A 16,340-nucleotide genomic window follows, 5' to 3' on the forward strand; every position below is an offset into this window, starting at 1 on the left:
TCACAAATTTAAATAAGGAGGAATGGAATGGTTACGATTTTATTGTTTTTAGTCGCTTTGCTTGTTTTGTTTGTCTTGATTGCAGGACTATATCTTCTTGTGACATACAATGCATTTGTCGCTCTCAAAAATAGGGTGAAAGAAGCATGGAGCGATATTGAAGTTCAGATGAAACGCCGTTATGATCTTATTCCGAATCTCGTAGAAATAGTTAAAGGTTACGCGTCGCATGAAAAAAGTACGCTTGAATCCGTTATTCAAGCAAGAAATATGGCCATGGCAAGCAAGGGTTCTCTAGAAGACAAAGCCAAAGCGGAAAATATGCTTACTGGAACTTTGAAATCTCTTTTTGCGTTGTCTGAAAATTATCCGAATCTTAAAGCAAATGAAAACTTTTTGGAATTGCAGAGAGAACTTACAGATACAGAAAATAAAATACAGGCAAGCAGAAGATTTTATAATTCCAACGTGCTTGCGATAAATACCAAGCTTGAAATGTTTCCCAGCAATATAGTAGGAAGAATCTTTGGCTTTGAAAAACAGGAATTTTTTAAGCTCGATGAAAACGAACAGTCCGCTAGACAAGCCGTTAAAATTTCTTTTTAATCAAAGGATTGATAAATGGCAAATATTACAACTTACGATTTTATAGATTCAAATAAAAGAAAAACGATACTGCTTATGATTCTTTTTCTGGTAAGTCTTGTAGTTTTGGTTTATCTGGCAATCTTGTTATTTAGCGCTGTGGGTTCTCCAAATCCAAACAACAACCATATTTCATCCGTCGCCACAGCAAACCGTCTGGCAATACAGGTGCTGCCTGTCGTATCCGTTATTGCCATAGCATGGGTGCTGATAAGCTATTTTTTCGGCCAGAAATTTATTCTTTCTGCAGCGGGCGCGGTAAAACTCACGAAAGAATCGGCTCCAGAAATAATAAGAATTGTCGAGAACATAGCGATAACGGCAGGGCTGCCGATGCCTAAAGTTTACGTAATTAACGATAACTCTTTAAATGCTTTTGCAACGGGAAGAGATCCCAAACATTCTTATATAGCTTTGACAAAAGGCATCATTAAGAAACTTGAAAGACCAGAACTTGAAGGCGTCATTGCGCATGAAATGGCACATATAGGCAACAGAGACATAAGGCTTATGCTTATAATGGTTGTCTGCATAAGTTTTGCCACCATAGCAGCCGAAATATTGCTCAGGATAGCAATGACAAAAAGCGGCGGCTCAGGTAAAAATAAAGGCGGCGGACAGGTTTTATTTTTGGTATTGGCTCTGGCATTATATCTTTACGGATATCTTGTTGCCCCGCTGATAAAGCTCGCAGTTTCAAGGACGAGAGAATATCAGGCGGACGCTACGGCTGCTCTTTTAACTAGAAATCCTGAAGGACTGGTGAATGCTTTAAGAAAAATATCAAAAAATTCCGTCGTAGAAAAACTTAACGACAAAGAAACTATGGCAGCAATGTGCATAGTAACACCGTTGTCTCCGGAAAAACAAAATTCGCTTTTTTCAAAAATTTCGGGTCTGTTCGCGACACATCCTCCGATTGAAGATAGAATAAAAGCTTTAATGACAATGGATGGATACAGAAGCTGAAAAAATAATAGAACGGATACAACTCTCTAAATGCAGTAGTAAAATTAGAGATATCTTAAAGTGTAAGAAAATGTCTTGGTTTCAAGACCCCTCTAGGAGGTTTTTAATTCCTATAAGTTAAGTCCGGAGGTTATTTTATGAGAAAAATTATTGCACTACTTATGCCCTTTATTGTTTCGGCATGTATTCCTATGACAACTATGCAGCAACGGTTGGTGCCGAGAGAAAAAATAAGAGAAATCAAGACAAAAGCTGAGGACACAAGTAGAACTGAATCACTTGCTTTTAAGGAGCTTGATGGGTATTTTTTAAAAAACAGTGTAAAACTTGTCGATGACGTCAATTTTTTTGTTATAAGTTCTCAAAAAATTTTTGACAATTTTCTCAGGCAGTCAAAAACAATAACGGATGTAGCTGCTTTTCCAGATTTTAAAAATAATCTAACTGTAATAATTGCAATGAAACCCTCTCAAATTTTAAATGATATAAAAATTGTAAAGGCATATTTTATAGAGAACGATATTTATATAGAGTATGAAATAGTTCCGCAATCGACGCCGGAAATAGGATATTTTACTTCAAATGTAAAAACTTTTGAAATAGAAAAATCAAAACAGGTTTTAAATGTAAGTTTTGTTGATACGAACAAAAACATGACAATACTTCCGTTTGGCAGAAGAACGGCCGCTTCTCCCGTAAGTATTGATGCTTTGCTGAAATACTATACAGGAAGATATAAGGGAACGATTCCTGCTGCGGATGATGCCGGCATTGCAATGATTTTAACTTTATCAAACGATTATACATATCGTCTTGAGCAAAGTTATCTAAGCAACCCCGCAAGGACTTTTGAATCAGCCGGGAAATGGTCGCCGAGTGACGATTTATCTTTTTTTGTGTTAGATTATGATAAGCCTACAGATGAGCAAATGGCTTTTTATTTTTTAGGCAGAAGTATTATAGAAAAACTTGATATTTACCATGAGAAAATAGAAACATCCCCAGAACTTTACAGATTGAAAAAATGAGAAATAAAATGAATTTGTCAAAATATACGCAGACGGCTTTGGCAGCAGCTGAGGCTGGCGCTAAGGTTTTGATGCGGCATTATAATAAAGATTTAAACATAGAATATAAAGGTGAGATAGATCCAGTATCTCAGGCCGATAGGAATGCGCAAAAAGCTGTTATAAAAGTCGTGAAAAATGTTTTTCCTCAGCATGGTGTTTTAGCCGAAGAAGACGGCGTAAATGATATAAAGAAGGATTTTTGTTGGATAATAGATCCCCTCGACGGTACGGTAAATTTTGTTCACGGACTTCCGATGTTTTGCGTTTCGGTTGCTTTAAAATATAAAAAAGATATAATTTCTGGAGTTGTATATTCCCCTGTAATGAAAGAAGTTTTTGCCGCCGAAAAATCAAAAGGGGCATATCTTAATGGAAAAAAAATAAAAGTTTCTGAAATAAAAGAATTTATACGGGCATTGCCTGTAACGGGCTTTCCATATTATGTTAGAGAAAAAAGTGAAAGAGCAATAAAAAATTTTACGAATATCATGATGCGCACGCAAGGTATGAGGCGGCTCGGTTCCGCAGCTTTGGATTTAGCTTATGTCGCCTGCGGAAGATTTGAATTTTTTTGGGAAGAAGGCCTAAATCCGTGGGATATAGCGGCTGGAGCGTTAATTGTCAAAGAGGCAGGTGGGATAGTTTCAGATTACTACGGAGACAAAGATTTTATCTTTAAAAATACCATATTGGCTTCAAATAATAAAATGGTACATAAAACGGTTTTGGAGATACTGGGATGAAATCGGAAGATAAGAAAAAAAATGTCCTAAAAATAATAAAAATACTTGATAAACAATACAAAAACGTCGATATTGCCTTGGGATTTTCAAATCCTTTCGAACTTCTTGTGGCCGTTATTTTGTCGGCGCAATGTACAGATGAGCGCGTCAATAAAGTGACTGAAGTTTTATTTCGCAAATATAAAACATTAAAAGATTATGCACAGGCGGATAGCACTGAGCTTGAAAATATTATACGTTCAGCTGGTTTTTTTAGAAATAAAGCAAAAAATATTATTAATTCGGCAAAAATGGTGCTTGAAAAATATGGTGGGAAAGTTCCACAGACAATGAAAGAGCTTTTGGAACTTCCTGGAGTTGCAAGAAAAACGGCTAACGTAGTTTTAGGCAGCGCTTTCGGAAAAGCCGAAGGCATAGCTGTAGATACACATGTCATAAGAATTTCAAATTTGTTGAAACTTACAAAATACGATGATCCCGTAAAAATAGAAAAGGACTTAATGGAAATAGTTCCACACAAAAATTGGAGAAAAATATCTTTTTTAATACAAACTCTCGGAAGACGCGTATGCAAGGCCCGCCACCCGGATCATGCACAATGCTTTTTAAATAAAATATGCCCCTCAGCAAATGTTTAATGTTGCTAGGGTCAAGGAGATATGCACTATTTAGATTAAAGAATTCCCTATTCGAAAACAGTCGGCTGTTAAAAATTAAAGACCTGTAGTCTTAAATAATTACAGAATTATCCCATTGTGAATAGTGTATTACTTAATTAGTTCATATTTTTTTAAGTCTTTTATAATTTCGTCTGCATAATATACTTTCAGTTCCTTATTAAGAGCCTTGACATCCCAATCCAATGATACATATTTACGTTTTTTTATGTCTTTGCCGCTGTGGTCTTTTCCTATAATCTCTTCAACATTTATCTCTTCCATAATTTGCCATAATCCTAATGTTGCGGAAAAACATTTTTTAATAATTATCTTATATTCATCTGTTTCTTTCGCTTTTGCAAGAAGTTCATTCCATAATTTTAATAAAGAATCTTCACGTGCGTTTTAGGTAATTCTTTTAATTTTTGTGAAGCCAATGTATTGCCGTCAAAACATAATTCATTACGATAATCACGTTTATCGCTGCCTTTTAGACTGCGACACTTATTTTTAGGAGTTAAGGCAGTATAAAAAAGCATTTTTTTAAAAATATGTTATCTTTCAAATAAGAACCTTGTCCATCGTAGCACTTAGAGTACACGTCTGTTTTCCACTATTTGTCATAAGGAAAATAACTTGCTACAAATATCGGGAGTTTTTCAACAAAATTGTCGGAGCGAACATAAAAGCCGTGACCACGATATTCTGCCGCACGAAGTAATCCAATGTGTTTTCTATCAATTAAAAAGCTGTCAGCAATCATATATGCAATAATGTTATTATTGTAAAGTGGTTTATTTATGGCAATTTTTCTTCCATCTTTTCCAAATTTTGTGCCGTCTTTTTCACAAAGAATCTCGTCTATTTTGTCTGTTTCCATTTTATGCTTGTCGTATGCTTCAGTCAAATTAATGTGTGCTTTACGTAAAATTATATCACCGACCGATTCCGCACAAACAACAGCCTCGTTATTTTGTATATTATAAGGTGTCATTGGCGGTAATTCCTCACGACTTTCATCTATGTTTTGCCACCACATCACACCTGTTGCCGAATTTTGCGGAGCATGAAATTCTTTACGATTACATAAAAATCCGCCGAGAAACTTTTTATTTACAAGTTCTTGATTACGCCAATACTTTGTTGGCGAATATACAATAAATGAATCGGTTGTATTTTTAAGATAGTATTTAAAACCTGACCATATAAAAAGATTGCCAAGCTCGTTTGTGGCTACGCCCTTAACTTCCTTTTTATTTCTTTACAAACAAAACTTTTTTTCCATTTATTTTCCTTTCGTCCCGTTTTTTGAGATCCACCGCTCCCTGATTTAAAATATGGAGGATTTTCCACAATAATTTTAACGCTGTTATTATCCATAACCTTTTCACGATATATTACGAGCATCAATACGATAACGAATAAGGGATTCGTCTTTAACGATATTTATTAATTCAGCTCTTTTATCAATATCGTCATAGCGTATAGTTTCATATTGTATAGTGTTATATATGAGAGGCATCCATTTATTGTTTTTGCTTGCAGCACCAAAATAATTGCCGTGTATCTGTTCATATAAATCTTGTGTTTTGTAAATATAAGCAGTTTCACGAATAAGGTCATTCAAAATTATGGTGGCAGGCATTGTTTCGCCACGTTCTCTACGAGAGCAAGATATTTAATTGCTTGCCATAATGTTTCATTTATACTGTCTATTGTTTTTTTATTTTCAAACAAACAGCCACGAAAAACACCATCAGTGCTGTGAGATAAATCGGAATTTATTCCCAACATTTTGTAAAAATTTTCTTGTAATACTATTTCTTGTTCCACGCATACCTCAAAGTTTAAACTAAAACACACTGTTTTAATAATCCATCAAAGCTATTGCCGTTCATTCTAAACGTAAATTCGTTGATATATCTCTTATATTTTACTGAAATATGATGTAAATTCCATAGATACCTCTTTTCAGTAAAGCCCAAAAACTTTCAATCCCGTTTGTGTGGACACCGCTACTGCTAACATATTGCCCTGCTGAATGATTTACTGACAATATAATATAAATGATTATAATGTATTTTCTTAGGTTCAGTATGACAATGATATACTCCTTCTGTTTTACCGCATTTCGGACATACAACATTGTCGTTATATCTAATCTTAATAAAGTAATCTATTACTGCCTTTTCCGTTGGGAACTTCTTTTGAAATTCAAAGTAATTCATTGCCTTTCTCCTTAACATAACAATTGACTTGCAATTTAATTTTAAGTATAATTTTTAAATATTTTGATAAGCGGGCCTGTAGCTCAGTTGGTTAGAGCACTCGACTCATAATCGAATGGTCGTAGGTTCAAGTCCTACCAGGCCCAATTAAAGATAACTCTTGAGAAATCAAGGGTTTTTTTATTTGCCGTGATGTTTAAAACTTGCTATAATAATCAAAAATTTGTTAAAAAAGGGTAGTTAGCTCAGCGGAAGAGCACTCGCCTCACACGCGAGTGGCCGCAGGTTCGATCCCTGCACTACCCACCATTTAAAATGTGAGGCTGAAATTATAAATTTTTATAAATGGAGTGAAAATGGAAAATTTGAGACAGGATTTGGAACTTTTGTACGAGCTGCAGGAGTACGATATAAAAATAGAAAATATCAGAAATGCCATCTCGGATGTTCCTTTGCAGATTGATAACAAACAGAAAGAACTTGAAATAAAAAAACGAGAAATGGAAGAAAAGAAGAAAAACTATGTAAATCTGAACTCTTTAAGAAAAGAAAAAGAAGCGGTTCTAGACGCAAAAGAAAAAGCTATAGGAAAACATTCTTTGGAATTAAACACCATAAAATCAAACGATACTTATAAGGCTTTGCTTTTGGAAATTGGAAAAGCCAAAGCGGATAAAAGCATCATTGAAGATGAGATTTTAGAATTGATGGACAAAATAGAAAACGAAAATAAGATCGTAAAAGATAGTGAAACAGAACTGAGAGAATTTGAAGTCAAAATAAAAAGCGAAATTGCGGAGATTGAAATTTCCGCAAATAAATATTCGGATGAAATAAAAAAAATTGAAGAAGAAAGAGAGCGGCATAAATTAAAAGTAAATAAAAATATTCTGCAGCAGTACGAAAGGATTCGCGAAGGCAGAAACGGGCAGGGAATATCTATTATAGAAGGTGAAAGCTGCGGCGGATGTGGAATGGTTCTCAGACCTCAGTTGATAAATCAGGCACAAAAATGTCATGACCTTATATTTTGTGATAACTGTTCAAGAATACTTTTAAAAAAATAGGAAAATATTGTACAGACGGACGCGCGCTCGCTTCACTTTCTGTATTTGTGAAGAGGAAAGTCCGAACTTTACCATCAGTCAGTTTTCTGATGATGGAAAACGGTAGCAGGTAATCCCTGTCGCGCGTGAGCGCAGAGGTGCGAGCAGAGACGCCTCGGCCGGAAACGGCCAGGTATCCTTGTACAAGGATAAGCTTTTACAGTAATGTAATAGGTGAAACGGCTAAATCCTTATCGGAAAGCAAGGCTGAAGTATGGCCGCTTGACCGTTAAAAGTGATTTTAACGGCAGAGAAATGATCGCGCTTTCAAAAAGTTTACTTTTTGAAAGACAGAATTCGGTGTACGTTCCGTCTGTATTAAAATAAAATGGAAACAGCAATCTGCATAGGTATCGGTTTGGCCGGAGGTGTTTTAAGCGGTCTTATGGGAGTGGGAGGGGGGATAATTTTGATTCCCCTCATGATTATTTTTTTGAAAATGACACAGCATCAGGCTCAGGGAACATCTCTTGCAATAATAATGCTCAGTTTTTTTTCAATGTTGGTCTATTATAAAAAAGGATATGTAAATTTAATCGTCGCTGCTCTTATAGGGATAGGTTTTATAGCCGGAGGTTTTATCGGAGCATATTTTGCAGCTTCTCTTCCGGAAAATTTGCTAAGAAAATGTTTTGCGGTTTTAATGATTGCCGTAGCGGTAAAAATGCTGTTTTTTAAATAAAATGGATTATCATATCTCCGTAATGCCTTCCGAATCATCACAATATCTTATAACCGATCCTTCGGGATTGTACGTCGATTGTACGTTCGGCGGCGGAGGCCACACTTCCTATCTTCTTGATAAATTCAGAGATATAAAAATAATCACTTTTGATTGGGATGCCGCCGCATTTGAAAGATTTTGTGAACGCCGTGCCGATTTTGAAAACCGAGTGACTTTCATGCGTGATAATTTTAAAAATATTAAAAATGCTTTGGAAAACTCGTCAGTGGGCAAAGTCGATGGAATTTTGGCCGATATCGGGGTTTCTTCCAAACAGTTTGACGACTTGGAAAGGGGTTTTTCTTTTAATTCTAAAAACCTTGATATGCGCATGGATTTAAGAAATCCGCTTACGGCAAAAGAAATAATAAATGAATACGGCGAAGAAGAACTGGCGGACATATTTTATAGATACGGTGAAGAGCATTTGTCGAGACGGATTGCAAAAGCAGTTGTAAATCGTAGAAAAAGAGGCATAATAAATACTTCCATAGAGCTGCGCGATATAATTTGTTCAGTTAAAAATCTGGAAGGAAGAATAAATCCGGCGACGAAAGTTTTTCAATCGTTGAGAATTTTTGTCAATAAAGAACTTGAAAATTTGGAAGGGCTGCTCGATGCTGCTCCGGGACTTTTAAATGATGGAGGGCATATAGTCATAATAAGTTTTCATTCTCTTGAAGACAGGATCATAAAACAGAATTTTAGATGGAACGCTTCCAGAAACATATATAAAATCCTTACGAAAAAAGTCATTACGGCAAGTGCTGAGGAAATAAACGCCAATCCGCGTAGTAGAAGCGCGAAAATCAGGGCTGCGGAGAAAATATATGTATAAACCTTTTGCAGTTGTCATATGCATAATATTTTGTGTTTTTGTATATCTTTGGCAGCAGACTACGGCTACACGTCTCGGCTTTAAAGTGAGCGAAATGCAAAATGAGTATGAAAAAATAAGCGCTGAAAACGACAATTTGCTGTTAAAAATAAATTCGATACTGGCTTTGGAAAAGATGGACAAAATTGCCCAAGAAAAACAGCTTTCAAAGCCCGATGAAAAGTCAGTGGTTTATATAGATTAAAAAAATGAAAAGAAAAATTGAATCTGTTAAGAGAAGAAAAATATTGGCTTTCGCCGTATTTTTCATTTTTTTTGCTTTGTTTGTCAAACTTATTTTTGTCCAGCTTTTTATGTATCCTAAGATAAACAGAGCCGTAGAAAAAATGGTTAGGCGTGAAAATATTGAAATGCCGAAAAGGGGAGATATTCTCGACGCAAAAGGAAGAGTGCTGGCGACGAGTGTCAGAAGGTATAATCTTTTTATCGATCCTAAAATAATCGTCGATTTGAATGAAGTCAAAAATAAGCTCGCCGCTTACGGAATTAGGATTAAGCAAAAAACAGTAAAAGAGTTCGGAGGCAACTCATATGTTCCACTTGCTTTTAATCTGGAAGAAAAAACCGTCAGAAAAATTAAAGCGGAAAAAATTTTCGGCGTAGGTTTTGAAAGCAAGTATGCAAGACAGTATCCGGAAGGAAGGCTTTTAGCGCATATATTGGGAATAACCGGTGCTGATGGCAGCGGGTTGGAAGGAATAGAAAAAATCTGCAATGCTTATTTGTCCGGAGAACAGGTTAAAACAATGCATTCTAAAGATGGTCGCGGCAGAGTAATACGCGATAAATTTGTGGATACTACAAAAATTCGCGGGTTGGACGTTACTTTAACTATAGATAAGAACATGCAATTTATTGCCGAGCAGGAACTCAGAAAAGCTTTTTCAGATTTTAAAGCAAAGAAAGCAATGTGCATAATTCAAAATCCCAAAAACGGAGAAATCCTGGCGATGGTTTCTCTTCCAGATTTTGATTTTTCCGATGAAATAAAAAATGTTGGCGTATTGAGAAATGCGGCGATAAGCGATATTTTTGAGCCCGGTTCGACTTTTAAAATCGTAACGGTTTCGGCTGCTCTCGATAAAAATAAAATAAAATTTACCGATACTTTTTATCTTGAAAATGGAAGAATGAAAATCGGAAAACATACGATTAATGATGATCATAAAATTGCCGGTTATGCTTCACTGAGCAGATCCATGGAACAGTCGTCAAACATAGGAATGGTTAAAATCGCACAAAAGACCGGAAGCCGCGATTTTTATGATTACATAAGAAAGTTTGGTTTCTATTCTTTGACGGGAATAGATCTTCCAGGAGAAGCTAAAGGCATTTTGCTTGACGAGAAAAACTGGAGTTCGTTAAGTTTGCCTACAATCTCCTTCGGGCAGGGCGTAGGGGTGACAGCGATACAGCTTATAAATTCATTTTCCGCCATAGCCAATGGCGGCGTTTTGATGAAGCCGATAATAATAAAAAATATTGAAAATACGCTGCCGGAAAATATGTCATTTTTTGAGCCCAAAGAGATAAGGCGCGTAATTAGCGAAGAAACTGCCAGAGAAATGAAAAAAATCTTAAAGAATGTCGTGGACAAAGGTACCGGTAAAACCGCTAAAATACCCGGATATTCCGCAGGAGGGAAAACCGGTACGGCGCAAAAGATAGACCCTGTGATGAAAAGATATTCTACGAAGCATTATGTGGCTTCATTTTGCGGAATGCTGCCCGCTATGAATCCGGAACTCGTGATTCTCGTCATAATTGACGAACCAAAAGGAGATTATTATGCCGCTTCGGTAACTTCTCCGGTGTTTGCCAAAATAGCCGCAAGAGCAGTTCAGTATCTTGATCTGCGAAAAGACGAACCTGAAGACGTTAAAAATGATAAAATAAAAAATGAAAATAAAAAGGTGAAAAGATGAAAGCAAAAGATATTTTTCCAGTTCAAGATATGCTGTTTGCAGGAGACGGAGATATCGAAATTTCCGGAATTTCCTACGATACAAGAAAATTACAAAAAGGTGATGCTTTTTTTGCTTTACCCGGTCATATGACTGACGGAAAAAATTTTATCCGCGAAGCCGCTGAAAAAGGTGCTTCAGTCATAATTTCACAAGAAAAAGCCGACAATGTCGTTTTACCGCAAATAATTGTTAAAAACATCTTTTCTTTTATGTCGGAGTTTAGTGCCAAATTTTATAATTATCCCGACAGAGAAATGACGATTATAGGTATTACCGGAACTAACGGAAAGACTACTATTACTTATATGATTGAAAGCATTTTGGCTCATTGTGGGATAAGTTGCGGTGTTATCGGTACAGTTAATTACAGGTACGGTGGAAAAGTTTTTAACGCTCCCAATACCACGCCTCAATCCGCAGATATATACAAAATGATGAGGGAAATGTGCTCTTGCGCAATAAGATATCTTGTTATGGAAGTTTCTTCTCACGCGCTTGCTTTGGGACGTGTCGCGGGAATAGATTTTGATATTGCCGTTTTTACAAATTTGACTAGAGATCATCTTGATTTTCATAAAGATATTGAGAGTTATTTTGCGGCTAAAAGCCTTTTATTTTCAGAGCTTGGCAAAGGTATAAAAAGTAATATTAAGTATGCTATAATTAATGCCGATGATAAATACGGCAAAAAGCTTTTTAAAATTGATATTAATGCCAAGAAAAAGTCGTACGGCGTAAAAACAAATGAAGTTGATTTTAAAGCCGCAAATATAAACGTTTCAAGCGTCGGAAGCGAGTTTAATGTGATTGCTGCAAATGCTATGGCGGAGAGAGTTAAAATAAAACACATAGGTTTACACAATATATATAATGTTTTGTCGTCTATTGCCGCATGTGTTGCCTGCGGTATAGATTTTAAGAGAGTCGTTGAAGCTTTGAACGGATGCACACAAGCTCCCGGAAGGCTTGAGAGAGTAAATACTAAAAATTTAGGTTTTGAAATAGTTGTCGATTATGCACATACAGATGACGCGCTTAAAAACGTTTTATCGGCTTTAAATGATTTAAAACCGAAAAGGATAATAACGCTTTTCGGCTGCGGCGGCGACAGAGACAGGACAAAAAGGCCTTTGATGGGAAAAATCGCAGTTGAAATGAGCGATTTTGTTTTCGTTACTTCTGACAATCCCAGAACCGAAGATCCTTTGCAGATTATTTTAGATATAGAAGTAGGAATTAAAAGAATAGGAAAAACAAATTATAAAATCATTGCAGACCGCGAACATGCCATAAAAGAAGCTGTTATGATGGCAAAAAAAGGAGACATAATTCTTTTAGCCGGCAAAGGGCATGAAACCTATCAGATTACAGGAACCCAAAAGATACCTTTCAACGATATTGAGTTTGCACAAAAATATTTGGATTTAAAAGAAAAACAAAAGGCATCGTTAAAATCCTGGCAGACACAGCAAAAGGAGTTCGATTTTTAATGGAGTCATTTTATCTTAAGGATTTTATTAAAGCCGTAAACGGAAAGTTTTTATTAGGCGATCCAAATCTTCTCATAAAAAGCGTTTCGATAGATTCCAGAACCATTAAAAAAGGACAATTTTATTTTGCCTTAAAAGGTAAAAATTTTGATGGACATGATTTTATCAAAGAATGCATTGAAAGAGAAGCAGGAGGAATCGTATATTCTAAAGATGACATAGACTTGACTAAATCTTTTCCACTCTTTCCTTCAATAATAAAAGTCAATGACACTCTTATCGCTTTGGGAGAGCTTGCAAAAGCGTATGTAAAACGCTGCAAAAAAGCAAAAGTCATAGGCATAACGGGTTCAAACGGCAAGACGACGACTAAAGAAATATTGGTTTCGATACTGAAAAGAAGGGGTAAAACAATTTGCAATAAAGGAAATTTTAACAATAGAGTAGGACTGCCTCTCTCCGCACTGAATCTTCAAATGGATACCGAATACGCCGTATTTGAAATGGGAACATCGCTTAGTGGAGAAATCAAAATTCTTTCGGATATAATATCTCCAGACGTGGCCGTAATTACGAACATCGGTTATTCTCATTTGAAAACTTTTGGTTCGCCTATAGGCGTTTTCAAGGAGAAAAGAGCATTACTCGACAGTGTTTGCGCTGATGGCTTCATAGTTTTAAATGCCGATGATGAAATACTGAAAAATGTTTCTCAGAAAATGTATTCTAAAGTTATAACTTTTGGATTTTATGGCGGAGCTGATGTTTACGCGCACAATATAACTTTATGGTTGGATAAACCTAAATTTGAGCTTTATATAAACGGTGTCTCGATTTCTGTGACGATGCCGCTAAAAGGCAGATTTAATATCGCCAACGCTCTTGCCGCTTCCGCAGTTGCGGGAGGATTGGGTTTTTCTGCGGAAGAAATTAAAGATGGAATAGAAGCTTTCGTTCCTCCACCAATGCGGATGGAAACTGTAAAAACCAAATCCGGAGTTATTCTTATAAACGATGCATATAATGCGAATCCTTCATCGGTAAAAGAAGCACTGCAGAGTGTATGTGAATCTTATCCGGACAGCGATATTAATCTTGTTTTTGGTGATATGCTTGAACTGGGGGAAAAAGCCGAAGTTTATCATGGCGAACTCGGAAGTTTTATAGATGGACTGCATAAGATACACAATATTTATCTGCTTGGAGAATTAAGCAAAGGCATGAAAAATTCTATAAATAAAAAACCATCATACCATGTGGAGAACAAGAAAGAACTTTTGGAGCTTTTGGAGAAAAACAGTAATACTGCAAAAACTGTTTATCTTTTTAAAGGTTCGCGCAGTATGAAACTTGAAGAAGTTTATGAATCTTTTAAGATGAAATTGGATTAGAGGAGAAATAAGTGCTGTATCATATTTTTTATGGTTTAAGCGAATATTTCAGCCCGTTTAACGTTTTTCAATATATTACATTCAGAGCAGGAGGTGCGGTTTTGACAAGCCTTGTCATCTGCCTTTTGGCAGGGCCTTTTGTCATCAATAAATTGAGAAATCTGAAAGTGGCACAAACCGTAAGAAGTGACGTTCCTTTTACTCATCATTCAAAAAATGGCACTCCCACTATGGGAGGCCTTTTAATTTTAATATCCATAGCTGTTTCCGCTCTGCTTTGGGCGCGGCTCGACAATAGATTTATAATATGGCTTATTTCTGGTACGCTTTGGCTGGGCTTTATAGGTTTTTGGGATGACTATATAAAACTGAAAAGAAAAGACCCGCGAGGACTTTCCGCCAAAGGAAAACTTTTTGGTCAAACGGTTTTTGCAGTTTCTTTTGCCGCATACTTGAGTTTTTTTCCGGCCAATCCTGATTATTTGACGGCGGTAAATATTCCATTTCTTAAAAATGTTTTTGTTGATTTTTCATTTTTTTACTTCGTATTTGTGATGATAATAGTCGTGGGTAGCTCGAACGCCGTTAATTTGACCGATGGTCTGGACGGTCTTGCCTCTGGATGCATAGTCATAGCCGCTTTTACTTTGGCTTTGTTTGCGTATTTTGCAGGACATTTTAAGATAGCGGGCTATTTGAAAATAGTTTCTGTTCCTGGCGCCGGTGAAATTACTGTTTTTCTTCTTGCCGTTGTCGGAGCTGGATTGGGCTTTTTATGGTATAATTCGCATCCAGCTGAAGTTTTTATGGGAGATACCGGCAGTTTGTTTCTGGGCGGGGTGCTCGGAATGACTGCTGTGTCAATAAAACAGGAATTGATTTTAGTGCTTATAGGAGGAGTTTTTGTCGTTGAAGCCCTTTCCGTGCTGATACAGGTATCGGTTTATAAAAGGACAAAGAAAAGAATTTTTAAAATGGCGCCGCTTCATCATCATTTTGAAATGCTCGGCTTGTCAGAAACAAAAGTTACGATAAGGTTTTGGATAATAGCTATAATACTTGCAATACTTTCATTTGCATCGCTGAAGCTGAGGTAATATTAAGTGAAGAAAATAAAACAGGCCGGCGTTTTGGGTATAGGAAAAAGTGGTGTTGCGGCTGCAAATCTCGCAGTGAAACTTGGTTATAAAGTTTTTGCCAGCGATAGCGGCAAAGAAAGAGAAATAAAAAATCTCGATAAAAAAGTTATGAAAGAGTTTGGTGGGCATACTGATAAAATTCTTACTTCTGATTTTGTCATAAAAAGTCCGGGAATATATCCCGACATTGAAATCATTAAAAAAATTAAAAGAAATAAAATTCCAATTATCAGCGAACTTGAGTTCTCTTTAAAAAATTCAAAATATAAAAAGCTCATCGCGGTAACGGGAACTAACGGAAAAACGACGACTACGGATTTGCTTTCAAAAATAATAAAAGCAGCTTATAAAGATTCAATAGTGACGGGAAACATAGGATTTCCTCTTTCTGATAAAGCTTTGCACACGGCAAAAAATACTTTTATTACGATGGAGCTTTCAAGTTATCAGCTTGAAGATTCTCCTTCTTTCTGTCCAAATATTTCTATTCTGCTTAACATTACCCCCGATCATCTTGAACATCACAAAACCATGCATAAATATATAGCTGCAAAAAAAAACATATTTAAAAATCAGCGGGCAGGAGATTTTTCAGTTATAAATTTTGATGATAAAATATGCAGAAAAATATCTTCCGAAATAAATGCCAAGAAAGTTTTTTTTGCTAAAAGACCCTTAAGAAATGGCGTGTATTTTGATAAAGGTTCGATAGTGATAAATATAGGGAAGAAAAAGTCGGTTATAAAACCAAAAATTCAAATACCAGGGACGCATAATGTCGAAAATATTCTTGCTGCTGTCGCTGCGTCCTACTGCGTCGGAATGAAATCCAGCATAATAGAAAAAGTCATATCTTCGTATAAAGGCGTCAAACACAGGATAGAATTTGTACGCAGAATAAATGGTGTAGATTATTATAATGATTCAAAATCCACAAATGTGGACTCTACCAGAGTCGCTTTGGAAGCTTTTGAAGGAAACATTTTTCTTATTTTGGGAGGCATAGATAAAGGCGCTCCCTACATTCCTTTGAAAAATTTAATAAAAAAAAGAGTGAAAAAAATCTATCTTATAGGTGAAGCCGCAGAAAAAATAAAAAAAGAGTTGGCGGGAGCTTCTTTTTTAGATTGCGGAAATATCGAAAATGCTGTTAAAGAGATTTTTAAAACTGCCGAAAGCGGAGATACGGTTCTTTTGTCTCCGGCATGTGCTTCTTTTGACCAGTTCAAAAATTTCGAAGAGCGCGGTAAATTTTTTAAAAAAATGGTTAAATCAATTAGTGAGTAATTAATATTTTTTTGCATAATTTCC

General features: G+C 36.1%; 18 protein-coding genes, 2 tRNA genes, 1 other RNA gene and 1 pseudogene. 17 read left to right on the top strand and 5 right to left on the bottom strand.

The genetic code is table 11. The features are described 5' to 3' along the window. Positions 1–27 precede the first annotated feature (27 nt). From LBD46_03250 to nth, 5 genes are all read left to right on the top strand, one after another. Positions 28–606 (top strand): LemA family protein, encoded by a 579-nt coding sequence (locus tag LBD46_03250; GenBank protein ID MDR2426184.1) that lies wholly within the window; start codon positions 28–30, stop codon positions 604–606. Between the two features lie 15 nt (positions 607–621). Next, positions 622–1,614, top strand: coding sequence for a M48 family metallopeptidase (locus LBD46_03255; GenBank protein MDR2426185.1), 993 nt, complete (start codon positions 622–624; stop codon positions 1,612–1,614). A 137-nt stretch (positions 1,615–1,751) separates the two neighbouring features. Next, positions 1,752–2,642: a copper resistance protein NlpE gene (locus LBD46_03260; protein ID MDR2426186.1), complete on the top strand. Its 891-nt coding sequence runs from the start codon at positions 1,752–1,754 to the stop codon at positions 2,640–2,642. Between the two features lie 8 nt (positions 2,643–2,650). After that, complete coding sequence (locus LBD46_03265; protein MDR2426187.1) at positions 2,651–3,427, top strand: inositol monophosphatase; 777 nt, start codon at positions 2,651–2,653, stop codon at positions 3,425–3,427. After that, complete coding sequence (nth, locus tag LBD46_03270) at positions 3,424–4,065, top strand: endonuclease III (protein ID MDR2426188.1); 642 nt, start codon at positions 3,424–3,426, stop codon at positions 4,063–4,065. The genes LBD46_03265 and nth overlap by 4 nt, the downstream gene beginning before the upstream one ends. 129 nt (positions 4,066–4,194) lie before the next feature. Here the strand turns inward: nth and LBD46_03275 are convergent, their stop codons facing one another. From LBD46_03275 to LBD46_03295, 5 genes and pseudogenes are all read right to left on the bottom strand, one after another. After that, the gene (locus LBD46_03275; protein MDR2426189.1) at positions 4,195–4,368 is read right to left on the bottom strand and encodes a hypothetical protein; all 174 of its coding nucleotides are present in this window, start codon (positions 4,366–4,368) and stop codon (positions 4,195–4,197) included. A 331-nt stretch (positions 4,369–4,699) separates the two neighbouring features. Next, positions 4,700–5,125, bottom strand: a complete 426-nt coding sequence (locus LBD46_03280) for a hypothetical protein (protein ID MDR2426190.1) — start codon at positions 5,123–5,125, stop codon at positions 4,700–4,702. Between the two features lie 348 nt (positions 5,126–5,473). Then, entirely contained in the window at positions 5,474–5,731 is a 258-nt protein-coding gene (locus tag LBD46_03285; protein MDR2426191.1) for a hypothetical protein, read from the bottom strand. After that, a complete protein-coding gene (locus LBD46_03290) occupies positions 5,716–5,919 on the bottom strand; it encodes a hypothetical protein (protein MDR2426192.1) in 204 nt (67 codons plus the stop codon). The genes LBD46_03285 and LBD46_03290 overlap by 16 nt, the downstream gene beginning before the upstream one ends. A 59-nt stretch (positions 5,920–5,978) precedes the next feature. Continuing rightward, a pseudogene (locus tag LBD46_03295) lies at positions 5,979–6,142 on the bottom strand (transposase). Between the two features lie 244 nt (positions 6,143–6,386). Between LBD46_03295 and LBD46_03300 the strand changes: the two are divergent. The 12 genes from LBD46_03300 (at position 6,387) to murD (ending at position 16,316) form a co-directional block, all read left to right on the top strand. Next, a tRNA-Ile gene (locus LBD46_03300) sits at positions 6,387–6,460 on the top strand. Positions 6,461–6,548: 88 nt separating this feature from the next. Then, a tRNA-Val gene (locus tag LBD46_03305) sits at positions 6,549–6,623 on the top strand. A gap of 47 nt (positions 6,624–6,670) precedes the next feature. After that, positions 6,671–7,381, top strand: coding sequence for a C4-type zinc ribbon domain-containing protein (locus tag LBD46_03310; protein ID MDR2426193.1), 711 nt, complete (start codon positions 6,671–6,673; stop codon positions 7,379–7,381). A gap of 11 nt (positions 7,382–7,392) precedes the next feature. Next, an RNA gene (gene rnpB / locus LBD46_03315) (RNase P RNA component class A) lies at positions 7,393–7,741 on the top strand. Between the two features lie 7 nt (positions 7,742–7,748). Next, positions 7,749–8,102: a sulfite exporter TauE/SafE family protein gene (locus LBD46_03320; protein ID MDR2426194.1), complete on the top strand. Its 354-nt coding sequence runs from the start codon at positions 7,749–7,751 to the stop codon at positions 8,100–8,102. Position 8,103: 1 nt separating this feature from the next. Further along, complete coding sequence (gene rsmH / locus LBD46_03325) at positions 8,104–8,982, top strand: 16S rRNA (cytosine(1402)-N(4))-methyltransferase RsmH (GenBank protein ID MDR2426195.1); 879 nt, start codon at positions 8,104–8,106, stop codon at positions 8,980–8,982. Then, positions 8,975–9,226 carry a hypothetical protein gene (locus LBD46_03330; GenBank protein MDR2426196.1) on the top strand — a complete coding sequence of 84 codons (252 nt, stop codon included), beginning with the start codon at positions 8,975–8,977 and terminating at the stop codon, positions 9,224–9,226. The genes rsmH and LBD46_03330 overlap by 8 nt, the downstream gene beginning before the upstream one ends. A gap of 4 nt (positions 9,227–9,230) precedes the next feature. Then, positions 9,231–10,967, top strand: a complete 1,737-nt coding sequence (locus LBD46_03335) for a penicillin-binding protein 2 (protein ID MDR2426197.1) — start codon at positions 9,231–9,233, stop codon at positions 10,965–10,967. Next, positions 10,964–12,499: a UDP-N-acetylmuramoyl-L-alanyl-D-glutamate--2,6-diaminopimelate ligase gene (locus LBD46_03340; protein ID MDR2426198.1), complete on the top strand. Its 1,536-nt coding sequence runs from the start codon at positions 10,964–10,966 to the stop codon at positions 12,497–12,499. Before LBD46_03335 ends, LBD46_03340 begins: the two co-directional genes overlap by 4 nt. Next, positions 12,499–13,890 (top strand): UDP-N-acetylmuramoyl-tripeptide--D-alanyl-D-alanine ligase, encoded by a 1,392-nt coding sequence (locus LBD46_03345; protein ID MDR2426199.1) that lies wholly within the window; start codon positions 12,499–12,501, stop codon positions 13,888–13,890. Before LBD46_03340 ends, LBD46_03345 begins: the two co-directional genes overlap by 1 nt. 11 nt (positions 13,891–13,901) lie before the next feature. Further along, positions 13,902–14,987 (top strand): phospho-N-acetylmuramoyl-pentapeptide-transferase, encoded by a 1,086-nt coding sequence (gene mraY, locus LBD46_03350; protein ID MDR2426200.1) that lies wholly within the window; start codon positions 13,902–13,904, stop codon positions 14,985–14,987. A gap of 6 nt (positions 14,988–14,993) precedes the next feature. Beyond that, a complete protein-coding gene (murD, locus tag LBD46_03355; protein MDR2426201.1) occupies positions 14,994–16,316 on the top strand; it encodes a UDP-N-acetylmuramoyl-L-alanine--D-glutamate ligase in 1,323 nt (440 codons plus the stop codon). The last annotated feature ends 24 nt before the right edge of the window (positions 16,317–16,340 follow it).

Origin of the sequence: Candidatus Endomicrobium procryptotermitis (genome assembly GCA_031279415.1) — a bacterium.
In the GTDB taxonomy this organism is placed as follows: domain Bacteria; phylum Elusimicrobiota; class Endomicrobiia; order Endomicrobiales; family Endomicrobiaceae; genus Endomicrobium_B; species Endomicrobium_B procryptotermitis.

Coding starts and splice junctions, on each gene's coding strand:
- LBD46_03250 (MDR2426184.1), top strand. CDS start 28: ATGGTTACGATTTTATTGTTTTTAGTCGCTTTGCTTGTTTTGTTTGTC.
- LBD46_03255 (MDR2426185.1), top strand. CDS start 622: ATGGCAAATATTACAACTTACGATTTTATAGATTCAAATAAAAGAAAA.
- LBD46_03260 (MDR2426186.1), top strand. CDS start 1,752: ATGAGAAAAATTATTGCACTACTTATGCCCTTTATTGTTTCGGCATGT.
- LBD46_03265 (MDR2426187.1), top strand. CDS start 2,651: ATGAATTTGTCAAAATATACGCAGACGGCTTTGGCAGCAGCTGAGGCT.
- nth (MDR2426188.1), top strand. CDS start 3,424: ATGAAATCGGAAGATAAGAAAAAAAATGTCCTAAAAATAATAAAAATA.
- LBD46_03275 (MDR2426189.1), bottom strand. CDS start 4,368: ATGGAAGAGATAAATGTTGAAGAGATTATAGGAAAAGACCACAGCGGC.
- LBD46_03280 (MDR2426190.1), bottom strand. CDS start 5,125: ATGTGGTGGCAAAACATAGATGAAAGTCGTGAGGAATTACCGCCAATG.
- LBD46_03285 (MDR2426191.1), bottom strand. CDS start 5,731: ATGCCTGCCACCATAATTTTGAATGACCTTATTCGTGAAACTGCTTAT.
- LBD46_03310 (MDR2426193.1), top strand. CDS start 6,671: ATGGAAAATTTGAGACAGGATTTGGAACTTTTGTACGAGCTGCAGGAG.
- LBD46_03320 (MDR2426194.1), top strand. CDS start 7,749: ATGGAAACAGCAATCTGCATAGGTATCGGTTTGGCCGGAGGTGTTTTA.
- rsmH (MDR2426195.1), top strand. CDS start 8,104: ATGGATTATCATATCTCCGTAATGCCTTCCGAATCATCACAATATCTT.
- LBD46_03330 (MDR2426196.1), top strand. CDS start 8,975: ATGTATAAACCTTTTGCAGTTGTCATATGCATAATATTTTGTGTTTTT.
- LBD46_03335 (MDR2426197.1), top strand. CDS start 9,231: ATGAAAAGAAAAATTGAATCTGTTAAGAGAAGAAAAATATTGGCTTTC.
- LBD46_03340 (MDR2426198.1), top strand. CDS start 10,964: ATGAAAGCAAAAGATATTTTTCCAGTTCAAGATATGCTGTTTGCAGGA.
- LBD46_03345 (MDR2426199.1), top strand. CDS start 12,499: ATGGAGTCATTTTATCTTAAGGATTTTATTAAAGCCGTAAACGGAAAG.